The organism is Paraburkholderia terrae (genome assembly GCF_002902925.1).
GTDB lineage: Bacteria > Pseudomonadota > Gammaproteobacteria > Burkholderiales > Burkholderiaceae > Paraburkholderia > Paraburkholderia terrae.
The window spans coordinates 1,667,592-1,684,186 of record NZ_CP026111.1 but is presented as its reverse complement, the minus strand read 5'-3'; the positions used below and the strand labels follow the sequence as shown (position 1 = coordinate 1,684,186).

Genomic DNA, 16,595 nt, shown 5'->3' with positions numbered 1-16,595 from the left:
CGCTGTCGAGTGGCTGGATCTCCCCAGCAGGCAATTCAAGTCACGTGCAATTTTTTCCAACTTTAGCGCGAACGTTAGCACTGATGAGCGGAGTCTAGTTGCGGTTTTTTTATGTGTCAATCGGGTTTTTGAGCACGTTTTCAAAGGGTTTACGCGTAAATACCTCGTGCCCAAGGTTGCTCTGCCGGGCAATTGCCTGCTTGGAATCTTCGATATGTCGTGCTAACGTTAGTGCAAACTTCGAGCAGTTTGTTCGTGGGCATCCTGTTTTCTGCCGACGAGAACGGCCGCAGTCAGTCGCCCAAACGATGACGGCAGACCTCAGCGCCAGGGCGCAAGCATGTCCAATCAACATCAGGTTCAATTCCCATGAGCGATACCGTTTTCCTGACCGACTATGCGTGGCCCGACGACAGCGTCGAGCGAGATATCGTCGAATCCGCCGGCATGCAGCTGATAAGCGGACCGGCCGCTCCGCTGCCCGCGTCTGAAATCGAAGCGATGGTGCGAGAGCATCGCCCTTCTGCAATCCTTACCTGCTGGGCACCCGTGTCGGCCAACGCCGTCGAGGCCTCTGTGCGGCTGCAGATCGTTGCAAGGCTTGGCGTGGGGCTGGACAACATCGCTGTGGACGCCGCCACCGCTCGCGGTGTTCTCGTCACGAACGTGCCGGACTACTGTGTCGAAGAGGTTTCCGATCATGCCGTCGGATTTGCGCTCGCATGGACACGCGGACTGATCCTTTTCGATCGGGAGGTCCGCGCTGGGCACTGGTCTCCCGCCGATGCCAGACTGCGTCGGCTAGGCGCACTCACTTGCGGACTCGTCGGCTTCGGTCGCATTGCGCGCGCAACGGCCCGCAAGCTTGGCGCCTTCGGCTGCCAACTGCTCGCTCATGATCCATTTCTGCGTGATGACGTAGCGGGCGTGCAAGCCGTTGAACTCGATGAACTTCTGACGAATAGCGACATCGTGATCGTGCATGCTCCGCTCACCAACGGCACCCGGCACCTGATCAACCGCGAGCGGCTTGCGCGCATGCGGCGCGGCAGCCTGTTGATCAATGTGAGCCGTGGCGGCATCGTTGATACCGACGCCGTTATCGAAGCACTACAGAACGGTCAACTGTCAGCGGCAGCGCTGGACGTACTCGAATCCGAGCCAGTCGTACCGGGGGAATTGCTGCGCGAGCGCGGCGCCATGTTGACGCCCCATGTCGCGTTTTCGTCTGATGCATCGTTGCTGGAGCTTCGTAGACGAGCGGCCGAAGAAGTGGTGCGGGTACTACGCGGCCAGGCACCACACAACCCATGCAATCTGTCGCCAGCGTAACCGCTTTCAACCGCTCTACTCCCAACAACTCATGATGATGCAATCGAATAGCCCTGACCCTCAGCTCGATGCGTTTCTCGCCGAGCACGGTCTCGCGCGCAAGGATGAGGCAGCCAGCTGGCACCCTCTGACTGGTGGCGTGTCGTCCGATATATGGCGTGTCGATGTCGCGACGCGCTCACTATGCGTCAAGCGCGCCCTGTCCACACTCAAGGTATCGGCATGCTGGGAAGCACCCGTGTCACGCAACGCCGATGAATGGGCCTGGATGGAGTTTGCTGCACAGCACTGTCCCGACAACGTGCCGACCCCTCTCGCACACGACGCAAAGCTCGGCGTGTTCGCGATGTCATTTCTTGCGCCGGACGCGCATCCCGTCTGGAAGCAGCAATTGATGGATGGCCAGGTCGAGCCCCAGACAGCCCGCGCTGTCGGACGGCTCGTAGGCCGTCTGCACGCGGTCAGCGCCGACAATGGCGAACTGCGGGAGAGGTTCGACACGCTCGATAACTTTCGGGCACTGCGTCTCGATCCCTATCTGATCGCTACATCGAAACGTCACCCAGAACTCGAATCGAGACTCCAGTATCTGGCTCAGCGAACTGCGAGCATAAGAACTGCGCTCATACACGGCGACGTGAGTCCCAAGAACATTCTTGTCGGTCCCAAAGGACCGGTATTGCTCGATGCCGAATGCGCGTGGTTTGGCGACCCGGCCTTCGACCTCGCATTCTGCCTGAACCATCTGCTGCTCAAATGCCTGGTTCGTCATGGTGAGCGGGAAGCGCTGATCGCTTCGTTCAAGGCGCTGACGGAAGCCTATTTCGACGAAGCAGACTGGGAACTGCGCGCAACGCTCGAAGCACGAACCGCTGAATTGTTGCCTGCGTTGCTGCTCGCGCGTGTCGACGGCAAGTCGCCGGTGGAGTATCTGACCGACGAGGCGCAACGCAATCACGTCCGCGCGGTGGCCACCCGATTGCTGCTGCAGCCGGCCGGCTATCTGTATCAGGTGGCAGAGGCATTCGAGGAACAGATTCAGTCTCGACCGGCTTGAACCGTAGCAGGAACACCCTCGTACACGCTGACACCGATACACTCGAAAACGTCATCGAGGACAGCGGCAAACAATAAAGAACAGGAGACAGGCAACGATGCGGCCAGAGCGGAGCGCCACCGACGTTGAATACGTGCTCGATGAATCGGTTGCAATGATTTCAAAAGGCGATCTCGAGGGCAAGATTACCTACGTCAATCGGGATTTTGTCGAGGTCAGCGGATACACCGAGGACGAAGTGCTTGGCGCGCCGCAAAGCCTCCTGGCCGATGGGGAAACACCCAGTCAGGTATTCGAGGACTTCCTTCGGACAGTCAAAGGAAACAAGACCTGGACTGGCGTAACCAAAGGTCGCCGGAAGAACGGCGACTACTTCTGGGTCCACATGACGGCAGCCCCGATTTTCAGGGAGCGCGAGATTGTCGGGTTCATCACGATACGATGCAAGGCAACACCCGACACGATCCGCGAAGCCGAGCAGGCATATGCGGCGATGCACGGCGGGCGCAAAGACCTCGAGCTGGATGAAGGGCGGATCGTGAAACGCCCGGTCTTTCGGGTGTTTCGGGCTATCGCACACCTTTCGTTCGCCGCGCGGATGAACACACTGTCGGCGCTTGCCACCTCGATCTTCACAGCGAACCTCGCAGCGTTCGCTTTCGACAGCGGCCCGCCTCGCGTCTGGCAGTTCGCATCGTGTGCGATCGGCGTGGCCCTCTGCCTGATTTCACCTGCCCTGCTGCAGCGCGGCATCACGAATCCGCTGGCGCAACTGAATCGTTATATCAACGACATGGGCGAAGGCAACCTGTCCAGTGCGATCGAGACCCATCGCGACGGCGAGATCGCTCAGGTGCTGCACGCGCTACGCATTCTTCAGATCAACCTCAAGCTTCTCGTGTCGCAGATCCAGGAGACCACGGACCTCGTCAACGACGGCGCCACGACGATCGCCACAGGCAACGCAGATCTGTTTGCGCGCACCGAGTCGCAAGCCGCTTCGCTCGAGCAGGTTGCCGCGTCCATGCGCGAACTGATCGATACGGTGACGGCCAACGCGGAGAACGCGCGGCAGGCGAACGCGCTATCGACGGCTACGTCCGAAATTGCCGGCGACGGCAGGCGGGCCGTCAGCGAGGTCATCGGCACAATGCGATCGATCAAGGACAGTTCCTGCAAGATCGTGGACATCATCGGCGTGATCGACAGCATCGCGTTCCAGACCAATATCCTGGCGCTGAACGCGGCCGTGGAAGCCGCGCGCGCAGGGGAACAGGGGCGCGGATTTGCAGTCGTCGCCAGCGAGGTGCGCAATCTGGCGCGTCGTTCCGCGAACGCCGCAAAGGAGATCGCCGCGCTCATCGGCGATTCTGTGGCCAGCGTCGAAACGGGTGGCAAGCTCGTTGACGATGCCAGCGGCACGATCACGGATATCGTCACATCGGTCGAACGCGTCATCGCGTTCATGAGCGATATCTCGATGGCAAGCCAGGAACAAAGCCTCGGAATAGGTCAGGTCAATGATGCAGTGAAGCAAATGGAAGCAATGACCATTCAGAACGCGCGTCTCGCAGAGCATGCCGAAAACGAGTCGCGCCTGATGCGCGCTCAGGCACTCAAGCTCGCAGAGCTTGTTGGGTCATTCCGCCTTTCGGCCACTGCCGGGCATGCGCTTGTTGAAGCGAAGGGACGGTGGCGCAACCCGCATACGGGGCGCGCCTGATCAGTGTGATACAGAACATCCCAACACCCTTTCGCACCTCCAGGCCTGCTAACGTTTGCTTTTTTAGAGCGGCCGCGACCCGATCATCTACGCACGGTATCGATCGAATCATCGTAAAACTTCCGTAAATCCGCTATTGACAAGGGAGATCGCCGTTTGCCACAATCTATGCGAACGTTAGCAAAGCAGGTGCATAGTGAAACCTGCAAATGCCGCGCGACTCCGGTTCGACTTTGTGGGGAGACACTGAAAATGGCATCTGATACTTCGATCACAGGCGAGGTGCCGGTCGCGCTTCGTCGCGTCGTCACCGGTCACGACACGAGCGGCGCCTCGACAGTCGCCCTCGATTCACCACCTCCGCGCTCCGACGCGTACCGGCATATACCCGGCATGGTGTCCCGTCTGGTCTGGTCGACGGAACCGGCGCAGGCCATTCCTTTTGATGGCACGGACCCGACCCCGGGTGTCTCGAGCTTCGTCCCCACGGTTTCGGGCACGCGCTTTCTCGTGGTGACATTTCCGCCCGACAGCGTGTTTTGCGCACCCGGCTTCGATGGCCACGCCGCAGTCGCCGAAAACTTCGCGATCAGTCCGGGACTTGCTGAACTCTTCGAGGCGGACGGCATGCATGCCACGCCAACCGTCGACTACGGCATCGTGCTCGAAGGGGAAATCTGGCTTGAACTCGACGAGGGGCGCGCGGAGCTGCTTCGCAAACATGACGTAGTCGTGCAGAACGGAACCCGCCATGCGTGGCGGAACAGGAGCGACCGCCCCACAACGCTGGCCTTCGTGCTGATCGGAGCGCGCAGGAGCGAATGAACACCATAGACATGGGTTACCGGGCCGCAATCCTCGGGCTCTCCCATTCCACCATCCCGCGCTGCACTGACAGCTATCACCTGAATAGACGAGGTAGACAATCCATATGACTGATTCAACGATCGCCCACGTACGCGGCCGACGCGTCTGGGACTCGCGCGGCCGTCCGACGGTAGAAGTCGAGGTCACGTTGCACAGCGGCATGAGCGGTCGCGCCATCGCGCCCGCTGGCGCTTCGACGGGCAGCGGAGAGGCACTGGATCTGCGCGACGGCGGCACCGCGTTCGGCGGTCTCGACGTGACCAACGCGCTGTCGAATGTCAACGGCGAAATCGCGGGAGCGCTCGAAGGACGCGATGCACGCGACCAGGCTGCCATCGACGCCAGTCTGGTCGCCCTGGACGGGACGCCCAACCGCAGCCGTCTTGGGGGCAATGCGATCGTCGCGACCTCGATGGCTGTCCTGCATGCGGCCGCTGCGGCCAGCAGGCAGCCGTTATGGCGTTATCTCGCGGGCAATCGCCCCGTGCGTCTGCCGCTGCCGGAGATTCAGATCTTCGGGGGCGGCGCGCACGCGGCGCGCCGTGTCGATGTGCAGGACTTCATGATCATGTGTCCCGCTGCTGGCAGCTTCACCGAAGCGTTGGAGTGGACGGCGGAGGTATACCGGGCAGCCGGTTCATTGATGAAGGATGCGGGCAAGCTTCAGGGCGTGGCGGACGAAGGCGGCTACTGGCCCGCGTTCGATTGCAATGAAGACGCCCTTGACACGCTGATGCGGGCCATCGCCGATACGGGACTGCAACCCGGCAAGCAGGTCGGCATCTCGCTCGATATCGCCGCGTCTGAATTCGGCCGCGATGGACACTACACACTGGCGCTCGATGGAAGGACGCTCAGCACGGATCAGATGATCGACATGCTTGGGCGCTGGCTGGATAGCTACCCGATCCTGTCGATTGAAGATCCGCTTGCGGAAGACGACCTGGAAGGCTTCAGGCATTTCTCGCAATCATATGGTTCGCGTTGCCAGATCATCGGCGACGACTTTCTTGTAACCAATGCGGACCGGGTCAAAGCCGCGTCATCGCAAGGCACGTTGAATGCCGTGCTCATCAAGCCCAATCAGGCAGGCACGGTAACGGAAGCCCATGAAGCCCTGCAGGCCGGCAAGACGGCAGGATTCGGCACGATCGTATCGGCACGTTCCGGCGAAACCGAAGACGTCACCATCGCTCATCTGTCCGTTGGCTGGGACGCGGGGCAGCTCAAGGTCGGTTCGTTTTCGCGCTCCGAACGGATGGCCAAATGGAACGAAGTATTGCGAATCGAGGAAGCGCTGGGACCGCAAGCTCGCTTCTGCGGATGGTCCGCCCTGCCTTTCACTGACCGCCCACGCTAGATCGCGATCCTGTCGTCGCAAAAAGGATATCGAATGTGTTTCCCCGAGCAAGACCTGACTACATCTGCCTGCCGACGCGGTACGTCTCGCAACACCCGCATCGGCATGCCGGCTAGCTCGCCATCAACAATCGAGAGGTAATCATGCTGCCCGCCGTCAACCATCGGCCGCCCTTCAATATCACGCGCGCCAGCCACATCGTACTGAACGTTTCCGACCTGGCGAAAAGCCGGGCGTTCTATGTCGACATCGTCGGCCTGGTCGTCACGGAAGAAACAGCTGACACGTGCTATCTGCGTGGCCTGTCCGAAGCGTGCCACCATAGCCTGGTTCTGGTGCAGGCCGACAAGGGCGCCCCCGTCTGCAAGCGCATTGGTTTTCGCGTTTTCCTCGAAGAAGACCTCGACCTCGCCCACCAGTTCTTCACGGAAGAAAGCCTTCCCGCCGAATGGGTCGAAGTCGCGCATCAGGGAAGAACCCTGCACGTGTCCGACCCATTCGGTACGAAGATAGAACTGTGCGCGCAAATGGAGACGCGCCCTCGCCTCTATCTCGAACGCAACCTGTTCAAGGGCGCGCACGCACAGCGGATCGATCACTTCCAGATCTTCTCGCCGGACACCTACCAGTCCTGTGTGTTTTACAGCAGGCTCGGCTTTCGCAACTCCGAATATCTCGCACACGGAGACCGGCTGCTCGGCGCGTTCATGTATCGCAAGGGGACATGCCTCGATCTGGCTATCGTCGAAAACGACGGACCGTGCATGCATCACTTCGCGTACATCGTGCCGGAATCGCACAACATCTTCACCGCGTGTGACCTCGCAGGCATTTATGGCTATTCGCACGAAGTAGAACGCGGGCCGGGCCGCCACGGCCCCGGCGGCATGCTGTTCGTCTATCTGCGCGATCCGGATGGCCATCGCATCGAACTGTGCGACGGTCATTACCAGACCATCGACATCGAGACTGAACCCGTCCGCTGGGATGCCGCTTCGCTCAGTACGAGCGTGCGCTGGGGTCTGCCGGCAGAACATCGCTGGTACTTCGAGGCCTCGCGGTTTGAAGGCGCAGCACTGATGGAGACAGACAACAAACCGCGCCCCACTACGCTCGAGACCTACATTCAAAACCGGCTCGCAAAGAGCTGATAACGGAAGGAACAACGAATATGGCACGCGTCAAATATCTTCAGCGCTCCGACGTCGAAGGCGTCAACGACGCCCTTTTCGACCGGCTCGAACGCGAACGCAAGGTACCCACGGCGAACATCTTCCGGGCGCTCGCGCATGCGCCGGACATTCTCGACCAGTTTCTGTCGTATGCGAACGCGATCCGGGCGTCGTCGATCAGCCCGAAGTTGCGTGAACTCGCGATCCTGACGGTGGGGCATTGCACCGGATCCGAGTATGAAATTGCGCATCATCAGTCGCACGGCCTGAAGGCCGGCATCAGCCCCGAGCAACTGAAGGCGATCCCGGATTTCGAAACGTCGGCCCTCTTCAACGAAGAGGAACGTGCAGTCATGGCGGTCGCCAGGGAGTCGACGCTCAAGGTCGCGGTGAGCGACAAAACCTGGAACAGGGTCGTGCCGTTCCTGAACGATCAGCAACGGGTCGAGCTGGCACTGAACATTGCCTGGTACAACTCCGGCGTGCGCATCATGGGCGCGCTCGGGATCGAACTCGAGGAGAGCTATCGTTGATGGATCACCAGTCCAGATCGGGGACAGCGATCCGGATTGACTTCGATAAACAGGCTGGGCGGGTACCACCTGGCCGCTGGCAAATGCAATGTGCAGTACTTCCGTCGGTACATGGCGGGTAACGCGGAAGTTATCACCCAGAAAGAGGAATGTATGGAACGAACGATGGTTGCAGCACGACTGCATGCTCTCCACACCCCGATGACGCTCGATACGATCCCGGTGCCAAAGCCGAGACCGACTGATGTTCTCGTACGGGTCAAGGCTTGCGGCATCGTGCCGAATATGGCGAACGTGATCAACAACTGGCCGACCTGGTTTCCGCATCAGCCGCTGCCGAAATTTCCCGCCATCTTCGGCCTGGATCCCGCAGGGGTCGTAGAAGAAGTCGGCGAAGCAGTCCTCAACGTCAAGCCGGGCGATCGCGTCTATGTGAGCCCATTGCGTTCGTGCGGGTCGTGCAAGGCATGTCGCGCCGGCCGACGCAGCGAGTGCCGCTACTACACGCTGAACGGTTACTTCAGTACGAGTCGCGACGGTCAACGCATCTTCGATCTCTACCCGTATGGCGGCTTCAGTGAGTACATGACAGCCCCCGAGTACGCTATCGTCAATCTCCCCAATAATATGACCTTTGAACAGGCCGGCCGATTCGGATACATGGGCACGTCTTACGGCGCACTGAAGAACGCCGCTGCCGGTCCGGGCCAGGTTGCCCTGATTGACGGAATCACCGGGACGCTCGGCGTGGCTGCAACGGTACTCGGGCTCGCCATGGGTCTGTCGCGCATTCTCGGCACGGGGCGCGACGAGGCGCTGCTCAAACGCGTCAAGGCGCTTGCACCAGACCGCATCGAAGTGATGCAACTCGGCGAGGGCTCGACGGGCGAGTGGGCAAAGTCGCTGACGGGCGGTGAAGGCGCCGACTTTGTGATCAGCGCTCTCGGTGCAAAGGCACCTGCCGCGACGATGCTGGATTCAATGAAGGGCGTACGACGCGGTGGCAAGGTAGTCAACGTGGGCGGCGTGGCTGAAGACCTGCCGATCGACGTGAAGTGGCTCATGGATGAACAGGTGCAGATCATCGGTTCAAACTGGTTCACGACTGCGCAGGGGCAGGAAATGGCCGACATGGTCAGCACCGGGGCCATTGACCTGTCGTATCTCGAACATCGCAAGTTCCCGCTTGAACGTGTCAACGAAGCCATCTCCGGGTTGAAGGACCGCGACGGAGGCTTTAGCAACTATGTCGTGCTTCCCTGACTAGCATTGCTGCGCGACCGGGAAGGCTACTGCATCGCAGATGCTTTCCGGTCCATGCAGGATTGCATCGCGGCCAGCGCTTTCGCTGGCCGTGCTGAGCCACGTCCAACGATGCGTTGATCTTCAATTGCAGTTGTTTTCGCTCTATTTAATTAGTATGTCGAATCAGATTTTAATTCTCGATTTATTTGTCAATTAGCGTATTCCCTAGAGCATCTCGGCGACATATAATCGACTTGATGGTTGCGGTGCAACAATCAATCCAGTTGAACTAATCAATGTCACGTCGAGGGTCTCTCCATGAAGATGCTTGTCAAAACCGTGTTTATCGTTTCCGCCATCACGCTTCCCGTCGCCTCGAATGCACAACAGACTGCGCCCGTAACACGTGCACAGGTGGAATCGGAACTGGCACAACTCGAGAAAGCAGGCTATTCCATCGAAGGAAGTGATCTGGACTATCCTGGCACGCTCAAGTCGGCCGAAGCGACGCTCGCAGCCCAACAGGATGAGAACGCGAGGCGTCGCGGGCTACAGACAGGCTACGGCAGCAACTCGGGCGGCTCGTCAAACTCAGGCGCGCGGTAAGTATTGTGATTGACGCATCAGTTGCGCAGTGCTAACGTTAGCAACTCGTCGCTTTTCATCTCGTAGATTCCATGAAAATCATCAGATATTCGATTGACGAAAATTGGCACTACGGCATCCTCCGGAGTGGTGGCGATATCGAAAGGCTCAAGAGATCGCCACTTGAAGGACTTCAGGTTGCTGGCTACATCGACAGCCTTGCCTCAGTTCGCGTGTTGAGTCCGTTTTACCGGCCGCGTGTCTTCGGTCTTGGGTACAACTACCGCGCGCACTCGCAGGAAGTCGGCAAGAACACGCCAACGCTCCCCGTGCTGTTCATGAAGCCCAGCACCACGGTGATCGGCCACGAAGAAGGCATCGTGTATCCGTCCGACGGAGAGAACATTCATTTCGAAGGGGAACTCACGGTGGTCATCGGCAAGGAAACACGCAATGTTTCCGAAAGCGATGCGCTCGATCATGTATTCGGCTACACGTGCGGGAACGACGTAAGCGACCGGATATTGCAGCGCCGTGAGAGCGAGTTTGGCTGCCTCCTCGTCGGCAAAGGCTACGACACGTTCGCGCCCATTGGACCCGTGGTCGAGACGGAACTTGATCCGTCGAACCTGCACCTGATCACGCGCGTCAACGGCGAAGTGCGCCAGAACGGGAACACGGCCGACCTCGTGTATGGCGTGCCCGCGCTGATTGCCTACCTTAGCAAGTATATGACCCTGCTTCCAGGTGATCACATCATGACGGGAACGCCGGCGGGGGTCGGCCCGATCAAGCCTGGCGATACCATAGAGGTCGAGATCGAAGGTATAGGAGTGTTGCGCAACAAGGTGATCACGCAAGCAGGCGCAATGCCCTGAACATTTTCCACCAGAGAAAGCATAACCGCGATGCAGCTCGATCTGGTCTTGATTACGAAAGCAATTCTTGGCGAATTTTTTCTGGCGATGTCGTTGCCAATCGCTGCCGTGGGCGAGCCCACGCGCGACCGTTCTGAAACATTGCGACTGGACGCGGGGCATGCGCCGACGAAGGAAAACTCATCTCCTTTGCGTGACTCTGCCCCGCTGGTTATTCCGGATAAGATCAACGAGAACCGACATGGCTTTTGAACCGCTATCGGATGAAGACTGGAACCGTTTGGTTCATTTGTTTCCGGTAAATCACGCTCGACGATATGGTCGATACCCCCGGAATCCCCGTGATGTCTTGAACGCGATTCTGTGGGTTCTTACCCAGAACGAACACTGGCATCACCTTCCTGCCGGGATGCCTCCTGCTCAAACGTGTTACATAAAGTACTTGCAGTGGCGTCGGCTAGGTATCGTCGCGAGGATTGCGGAAACGCTAGAAATCCACCTTGAATAACCATCCCGAAAGCGTCTCGCAGCGGTCGTTCTGGCGTGCTGATTAAGCTTTCAGCCGCTGACAAATCGAACGACTCCATGCCGACAGCCTGCGCAGACAAACATGTGGTCCCGCGAAAACACAAAGTGCCGCGGCCGCGACTTTTCGGGCAGCTTATGGCAGGGTTGCCGTCTTCCGTCAGTGCTTCGAGCGGCCCACCGATACGTTGCCAGCGCACCCATCTCGTTAGCGTCGTGTCTGCGATCAGGTCACCGGCGCGGGATTGAAAAGAACCAGTGCGTTATGAAGCTTGAGCGCTTCGGCGCAGGTCTTTTTCCGCCCGCTTGCAACCTCGAGCATCAGGTGGAACAGTTCCCAGCCCACGTCCTCGATCGTTGTATCGCCGGTTGCGATCGTGCCAGCGTTGATGTCCATCAGGTCAAACCAGCGGCGTGCGAGGTCCGAGCGCGTGGCGACCTTGATCACCGGCACTTCCGCGAGGCTATAAGGCGTGCCGCGGCCCGTGGTAAAGACGTGCAGATTGATGCCGGCAGCGACCTGCAGCGTGCCGCAAATGAAATCGCTTGCAGGCGTTGCCGCGTAGATCAAGCCTTTTTGCGTGGCTTTCTCGCCCGGCGAGAGCACGCCGGAGATCGCCGAATTGCCCGACTTGATGATCGAGCCCATGGCCTTTTCAACGATATTCGACAAGCCACCTTTTTTGTTGCCGGGCGTCGTGTTCGCGCTGCGATCCGCGCCGCCGCGCTTTAAGTAACTGTCGTACCACTGCATTTCGCGGATGATGGCAGCCGCGACATCAGCATTGGCCGCGCGAGCCGTGAGTTGCCCGACGCCGTCGCGTACTTCCGTCACTTCAGAGAACATCACCGTGGCGCCCGCGCGAACCAGCAGGTCCGTTGCGAAACCAACGGCAGGGTTGGCTGTGAGTCCGGAAAACGCGTCGCTGCCGCCGCACTGGACGCCGAGCACGAGATCGGACGCCGGACAGGTCTCCCGACGTCGATTGTCGAGCCGCTTCAGGTGCCCTTCGGCCATCTTCATGATCGAATCGATCATCGACTGGAAGCCGACGTGCGATTCGTCCTGCAAGGTGACCACGTCGCCGTTGCCCGACTCTGTCGAAAGATCGCCGATATCCGCAACCTCGTCCGCGACCGTTGAAATCGGAATCGTGCCGGGCGGCATGAGGCGCTCGGGCTGCAGTTTCTCGCAACCGAGGCTCACCATCATGACTTCACCGCCGAAGTTCGGATTCAGGCTGATGTTGCGCACTGTGCGGATGGGCACCATCGCGTCGGGTGCATCGATCGCGACGCCACATCCGTACGTGTGCCCGAGACTCACGACATCGTCCACGTTCGGGTAGTTCGGTAACAGCTCGGCCTTGATGCGGGTCACCGCGTGTTGAACCACATCGGCGACACACTGCACCGTCGTCGTGATCGCGAGGATGTTGCGCGTACCGACCGAACCATCAGCATTGCGATAGCCCTCGAACGTGTAGCCCTCTAGCGGTTGCATGTCGGGGGCCTTGATCGTCGCAATGGGCAGATCGTCCAGAGCGGGCGGTGTCGGCATCCGGATGACGTGCTCGTTCACCCAGCTGCCCTTCGGGATCGCCTTGAGCGCATACCCGATGACCACGTTGTAGCGCACGACGGCGTCGCCTTCAGCCAAATCCTGAAGCGCGACCTTGTGCCCCTGTGGAACACGCTCGCACAAAGTCAGGCCGTCAGAAAAAACGGCGCCACGGTCCAGACCGCCGTCATTGACAACGATCGCGACGTTGTCATCGGGGTGTACGCGAATGTAAAGCGGAGACTGTTTCATTGCCTTCAACTCGAACGGTTCGACGCCAATATTTCGTCAAACAACTTTAGACGTCATCGTACAACAAACATCCAATATGTGACTACGTGTAAACCCTTTAAATGGCCTGAAATCAAGGATTTTGTTTGATTCGACTGCTCCACAGTTGTACGATCACTTCACAGATCGACACAAACATGTCTAACAACACACTCTGACAGACTAGATTATGACGACACCCCAAGAGCTCAAGCAGATTGTTTCCGAAGGCCTGCTTTCCTTCCCCGTCACCGACTTCGACGCGAACGGCGATTTCCGCGCCGACACTTACGCGCAGCGCCTCGAATGGCTGGCGCCCTATGGCGCATCGGCATTGTTCGTCGCGGGCGGCACGGGCGAATTCTTCTCGCTGACGCACAGCGAGTACTCGAACGTCGTGCATACGGCGACGGAAGTCTGCAAGGGCAAGGTGCCGATTCTCGCCGGCGCTGGCGGACCCACCCGCACCGCCATTGCCTTCGCGCAGGAGGCACAGCGCAAAGGGGCGAACGGCATCCTGCTGATGCCGCACTACCTCACTGAAGCGTCGCAGGAGGGCATTGCCCTGCATGCTGAACAGGTGTGCAAGTCGGTTCCGGACATGGGCGTGATCATTTATAACCGCGCCAATTCCAGGCTGAACGCCGATACGCTGGCGCAACTCGCGGACAAGTGCCCGAACCTGATTGGCTTCAAGGATGGAGTGGGCGACATCGAGAGCATGGTGTCGATCCGGCGCCGGCTCGGCGACCGCTTTTCCTATCTAGGCGGCCTGCCGACGGCGGAAGTCTACGCGGCAGCGTACAAGGCCCTTGGCGTGCCCGTGTACTCGTCGGCCGTCTTCAACTTCATTCCGAAAACGGCCATGCAGTTCTATCGCGCGATCGCCGCTAACGATCACGCCACGACTGACCGGCTGCTCGACGAATTCTTCCTGCCGTATCTGGCCATCCGCAACCGTCGTGCGGGTTACGCGGTGAGCATCGTGAAGGCGGGGGCCAAACTCGTTGGCCGCGATGCGGGTCCCGTGCGCGCGCCGCTTACGGACCTGACTGAAGAAGAGCACGCGCAACTCGACGCATTGATCCGCAAGCTCGGCGCGCAATAAGCGCTCGCGCAGGAGACACGCGGGGCGGCACTGGACGGCGACCGCATGAACCGGCAGCCAGGGCGCCTCGCGCACCGCAATCAAGAGGAGACATCATGGCGATAAGCCGTACTGCGAACCCGGCGGACGTCGCGGCACCCACGCGCGTTCGCTACGTCATCCTGCTGCTGATCTTTGCGATCACCACCTTCAATTACGCGGACCGGGCGACGCTGTCAGTCACCGGCTCGGCGATGCGCGCCGAGTTCGGCTTCGACGCGATCCGGATGGGCTACATCTTTTCGGCGTTCAGTTGGGCCTATGTGCTCTCGCAAGTGCCTGCCGGATGGCTGCTCGATCGATTCGGCGCGCGTCGCGTCTATGCGGCGAGTATCTTTTTGTGGTCGCTCTTCACATTGCTGCAGAGTACGATCGGCGTGCTCGGCAGTGGCGCGGCGGCCGTCACGGCACTGTTCGTCTTACGCTTCGTGATGGGCGCGGCCGAAGCACCTGCCTTCCCCGCCAACGCGAAGGTTGTTGCCAGTTGGTTTCCTACCAAGGAACGTGGCACGGCATCGGCGATTTTTAATTCCGCGCAATATTTTGCGGCCGTCATCTTCACTCCATTGATGGCGTGGCTCACTCATGCATTTGGCTGGCATCACGTGTATATCGTGATGGGTCTCGCGGGATTCCTGCTGGCGTTGACGTGGCTGAAGGTGATGAAGAACCCCGCCAATCATCCCGGTGTCAACAAGTCCGAACTCGAACACATCGAGCAGGGAGGCGGTCTGATTCACGGGCACCAGACAGCGGCAGGTTCACGTGGTGGCCATGCACGCTGGTCTGTCATGCGGCAATTGCTGACCAACCGGATGTTGCTCGGCGTCTATCTCGCGCAGTTCTGCATCAACGTGCTCACCTACTTCTTTCTCACGTGGTTCCCGATCTACCTCGTGCAGGCGCGTGGCATGACCATCCTGCAAGCGGGCCTCGTCGCATCGCTGCCTGCAATCTGTGGCTTCCTCGGCGGTGTGCTCGGTGGCGTTCTGTCAGACACCATGATTCGCCACGGTCATTCACTGACTGTCGCCCGCAAGGTGCCGATTGTCGGCGGCATGCTGCTGTCGGCCTGCATCATCGGATGCAACTACGTCGACACGGATTGGCTGGTGGTCGCGTTGATGTCGCTGGCGTTCTTTGGCAAAGGCCTGGGCGCATTGGGATGGGCAGTCGTTGCAGATACGTCGCCGAAGGAGGCCATCGGTCTTTCGGGCTCCATCTTCAACATGTTCGGAAACATGGCGGGGATCGTCACGCCTATTGTGATTGGCTATCTGGTTGCCCAGTCGGGATCGTTCAACGGCGCCCTCGCGTTTGTGGGTGTCAACGCGCTGATAACCATCTTCAGTTATCTCGTGATTGTCAGGGATATCAGGCGCGTCGAATTGAGCCCGTCGTAGGCCCGCGTGTTCAGCACGTTGATTGAAGCTCGCATAGCGTTAGACAAAAAGCCCGCGTGGATGCGGGCTTTTTAAGGCAGCCGCTCACTGAGCACGCTTCTCAAAGACGTCCTTGACCACCGGCAGCGTGGAAAACACGTTAGGCCAACCGGCATAGAAAGCGAGTTGCGTCATCGCCTCGGACGCTTCATCTCTGGTCAGGCCGTTATCCATCGCACGATTGAGGTGATAGGTGATCTGCGCAACCTGCCCCGTGGCGACGAGCGCGCTGACCGTCACGAGACTGCGGTCGCGTGGCGCGAGACCGGGACGCAACCAGAGATCCCGGAACAGTACGTCGGTCGTGAATTGCACGACGCCCGGCGCGACGGCGCCGAAATTTTGCTGCACGGTGCTCGCTCGCTTCACCTCAACGGCTTCGTCGAGCGGCAGCATCTTGCCCGTAGCAGGCGGTATTTGATCTGCCTTGATGCCGCGCTGGTCGAACACAGCCTTCGTGACGCCGACCGCCGATGTCGCATTGGCCCAGCCCGAGTAAAACGCAAGATGCGTGATGATCTCCGAGATCTCACCAGGCTTTACGCCGTTGTCGAGTGCGAGGTTGAGGTGGTACGGCAACTCGACGGTCTGATTGCGTGCGATCAGTACTGACAGGGTCACGATGCTGCGATCGCGCGGCGACAATTGAGGACGCTTCCACACATTTCCGAGAAGCGCACCTGTCGTATAGTTTTCGAGCGCGGGCGAGACGGCATGCACGTCCTCGAGCGTCGGAACGGGGGAAAGCGAATGGCTTTTTTCCATGCTGATATTCCTTTGCATTTGCGAACAGGCGGAAAGCGTCAGGCAAAACGACGCAAGCAATATGACGAACCTGTTCACGTGTGATTTCCTTGCGCGAGCGGAGAACTTGCATCGGTATGCCGAATCAAGGTCT

General features: G+C 59.5%; 16 protein-coding genes. 14 read left to right on the top strand and 2 right to left on the bottom strand.

Annotated elements, in window-relative coordinates:
- Window positions 1–369: 369 nt before the first annotated feature.
- The 12 genes from C2L65_RS07545 (at window position 370) to C2L65_RS47275 (ending at window position 11,260) form a co-directional block, all read left to right on the top strand.
- Window positions 370–1,332, top strand: a complete 963-nt coding sequence (locus tag C2L65_RS07545) for a C-terminal binding protein (RefSeq protein ID WP_042311521.1) — start codon at window positions 370–372, stop codon at window positions 1,330–1,332.
- A 31-nt stretch (window positions 1,333–1,363) separates the two neighbouring features.
- The gene (locus C2L65_RS07540) at window positions 1,364–2,389 is read left to right on the top strand and encodes a phosphotransferase family protein (RefSeq protein ID WP_042311519.1); all 1,026 of its coding nucleotides are present in this window, start codon (window positions 1,364–1,366) and stop codon (window positions 2,387–2,389) included.
- A 97-nt stretch (window positions 2,390–2,486) separates the two neighbouring features.
- Window positions 2,487–4,112, top strand: coding sequence for a methyl-accepting chemotaxis protein (locus C2L65_RS07535; RefSeq protein ID WP_042311517.1), 1,626 nt, complete (start codon window positions 2,487–2,489; stop codon window positions 4,110–4,112).
- 252 nt (window positions 4,113–4,364) lie between these two features.
- Complete coding sequence (locus tag C2L65_RS07530; RefSeq protein ID WP_042311516.1) at window positions 4,365–4,937, top strand: cupin domain-containing protein; 573 nt, start codon at window positions 4,365–4,367, stop codon at window positions 4,935–4,937.
- Window positions 4,938–5,043: 106 nt separating this feature from the next.
- Window positions 5,044–6,339: a phosphopyruvate hydratase gene (eno, locus tag C2L65_RS07525; protein ID WP_042311514.1), complete on the top strand. Its 1,296-nt coding sequence runs from the start codon at window positions 5,044–5,046 to the stop codon at window positions 6,337–6,339.
- A 143-nt stretch (window positions 6,340–6,482) separates the two neighbouring features.
- On the top strand, window positions 6,483–7,490 hold the full coding sequence (locus tag C2L65_RS07520) for a VOC family protein (protein ID WP_042311512.1): 1,008 nt from the start codon (window positions 6,483–6,485) through the stop codon (window positions 7,488–7,490).
- 20 nt (window positions 7,491–7,510) lie between these two features.
- Window positions 7,511–8,044: a carboxymuconolactone decarboxylase family protein gene (locus C2L65_RS07515; RefSeq protein ID WP_007742677.1), complete on the top strand. Its 534-nt coding sequence runs from the start codon at window positions 7,511–7,513 to the stop codon at window positions 8,042–8,044.
- 153 nt (window positions 8,045–8,197) lie between these two features.
- Window positions 8,198–9,307, top strand: a complete 1,110-nt coding sequence (locus C2L65_RS07510; RefSeq protein ID WP_042311509.1) for an alcohol dehydrogenase catalytic domain-containing protein — start codon at window positions 8,198–8,200, stop codon at window positions 9,305–9,307.
- Window positions 9,308–9,607: 300 nt separating this feature from the next.
- Window positions 9,608–9,895 carry a DUF4148 domain-containing protein gene (locus C2L65_RS07505; protein ID WP_042311507.1) on the top strand — a complete coding sequence of 96 codons (288 nt, stop codon included), beginning with the start codon at window positions 9,608–9,610 and terminating at the stop codon, window positions 9,893–9,895.
- A gap of 71 nt (window positions 9,896–9,966) precedes the next feature.
- Window positions 9,967–10,752, top strand: a complete 786-nt coding sequence (locus tag C2L65_RS07500; RefSeq protein WP_042311505.1) for a fumarylacetoacetate hydrolase family protein — start codon at window positions 9,967–9,969, stop codon at window positions 10,750–10,752.
- 30 nt (window positions 10,753–10,782) lie between these two features.
- Window positions 10,783–11,004, top strand: a complete 222-nt coding sequence (locus C2L65_RS07495) for a hypothetical protein (protein ID WP_042311503.1) — start codon at window positions 10,783–10,785, stop codon at window positions 11,002–11,004.
- Entirely contained in the window at window positions 10,913–11,260 is a 348-nt protein-coding gene (locus tag C2L65_RS47275) for a transposase (protein ID WP_369405299.1), read from the top strand. Before C2L65_RS07495 ends, C2L65_RS47275 begins: the two co-directional genes overlap by 92 nt.
- A gap of 243 nt (window positions 11,261–11,503) precedes the next feature.
- Here C2L65_RS47275 and garD read toward each other — a convergent pair whose 3' ends face one another.
- Entirely contained in the window at window positions 11,504–13,090 is a 1,587-nt protein-coding gene (gene garD, locus C2L65_RS07485) for a galactarate dehydratase (protein ID WP_042311501.1), read from the bottom strand.
- 208 nt (window positions 13,091–13,298) lie between these two features.
- Here garD and kdgD point away from each other — a divergent pair, with 208 nt between their 5' ends.
- Both kdgD and C2L65_RS07475 read left to right on the top strand, forming a co-directional pair.
- On the top strand, window positions 13,299–14,216 hold the full coding sequence (gene kdgD / locus C2L65_RS07480; RefSeq protein WP_042311499.1) for a 5-dehydro-4-deoxyglucarate dehydratase: 918 nt from the start codon (window positions 13,299–13,301) through the stop codon (window positions 14,214–14,216).
- A 95-nt stretch (window positions 14,217–14,311) separates the two neighbouring features.
- Window positions 14,312–15,658: an MFS transporter gene (locus C2L65_RS07475; RefSeq protein ID WP_042311497.1), complete on the top strand. Its 1,347-nt coding sequence runs from the start codon at window positions 14,312–14,314 to the stop codon at window positions 15,656–15,658.
- 84 nt (window positions 15,659–15,742) lie between these two features.
- Here C2L65_RS07475 and C2L65_RS07470 read toward each other — a convergent pair whose 3' ends face one another.
- Window positions 15,743–16,462 (bottom strand): carboxymuconolactone decarboxylase family protein, encoded by a 720-nt coding sequence (locus tag C2L65_RS07470; protein WP_208647205.1) that lies wholly within the window; start codon window positions 16,460–16,462, stop codon window positions 15,743–15,745.
- Between the last annotated feature and the right edge of the window lie 133 nt (window positions 16,463–16,595).

Coding starts and splice junctions, on each gene's coding strand:
- C2L65_RS07545 (WP_042311521.1), top strand. CDS start 370: ATGAGCGATACCGTTTTCCTGACCGACTATGCGTGGCCCGACGACAGC.
- C2L65_RS07540 (WP_042311519.1), top strand. CDS start 1,364: ATGATGATGCAATCGAATAGCCCTGACCCTCAGCTCGATGCGTTTCTC.
- C2L65_RS07535 (WP_042311517.1), top strand. CDS start 2,487: ATGCGGCCAGAGCGGAGCGCCACCGACGTTGAATACGTGCTCGATGAA.
- C2L65_RS07530 (WP_042311516.1), top strand. CDS start 4,365: ATGGCATCTGATACTTCGATCACAGGCGAGGTGCCGGTCGCGCTTCGT.
- eno (WP_042311514.1), top strand. CDS start 5,044: ATGACTGATTCAACGATCGCCCACGTACGCGGCCGACGCGTCTGGGAC.
- C2L65_RS07520 (WP_042311512.1), top strand. CDS start 6,483: ATGCTGCCCGCCGTCAACCATCGGCCGCCCTTCAATATCACGCGCGCC.
- C2L65_RS07515 (WP_007742677.1), top strand. CDS start 7,511: ATGGCACGCGTCAAATATCTTCAGCGCTCCGACGTCGAAGGCGTCAAC.
- C2L65_RS07510 (WP_042311509.1), top strand. CDS start 8,198: ATGGAACGAACGATGGTTGCAGCACGACTGCATGCTCTCCACACCCCG.
- C2L65_RS07505 (WP_042311507.1), top strand. CDS start 9,608: ATGAAGATGCTTGTCAAAACCGTGTTTATCGTTTCCGCCATCACGCTT.
- C2L65_RS07500 (WP_042311505.1), top strand. CDS start 9,967: ATGAAAATCATCAGATATTCGATTGACGAAAATTGGCACTACGGCATC.
- C2L65_RS07495 (WP_042311503.1), top strand. CDS start 10,783: ATGCAGCTCGATCTGGTCTTGATTACGAAAGCAATTCTTGGCGAATTT.
- C2L65_RS47275 (WP_369405299.1), top strand. CDS start 10,913: ATGCGCCGACGAAGGAAAACTCATCTCCTTTGCGTGACTCTGCCCCGC.
- garD (WP_042311501.1), bottom strand. CDS start 13,090: ATGAAACAGTCTCCGCTTTACATTCGCGTACACCCCGATGACAACGTC.
- kdgD (WP_042311499.1), top strand. CDS start 13,299: ATGACGACACCCCAAGAGCTCAAGCAGATTGTTTCCGAAGGCCTGCTT.
- C2L65_RS07475 (WP_042311497.1), top strand. CDS start 14,312: ATGGCGATAAGCCGTACTGCGAACCCGGCGGACGTCGCGGCACCCACG.
- C2L65_RS07470 (WP_208647205.1), bottom strand. CDS start 16,462: ATGGAAAAAAGCCATTCGCTTTCCCCCGTTCCGACGCTCGAGGACGTG.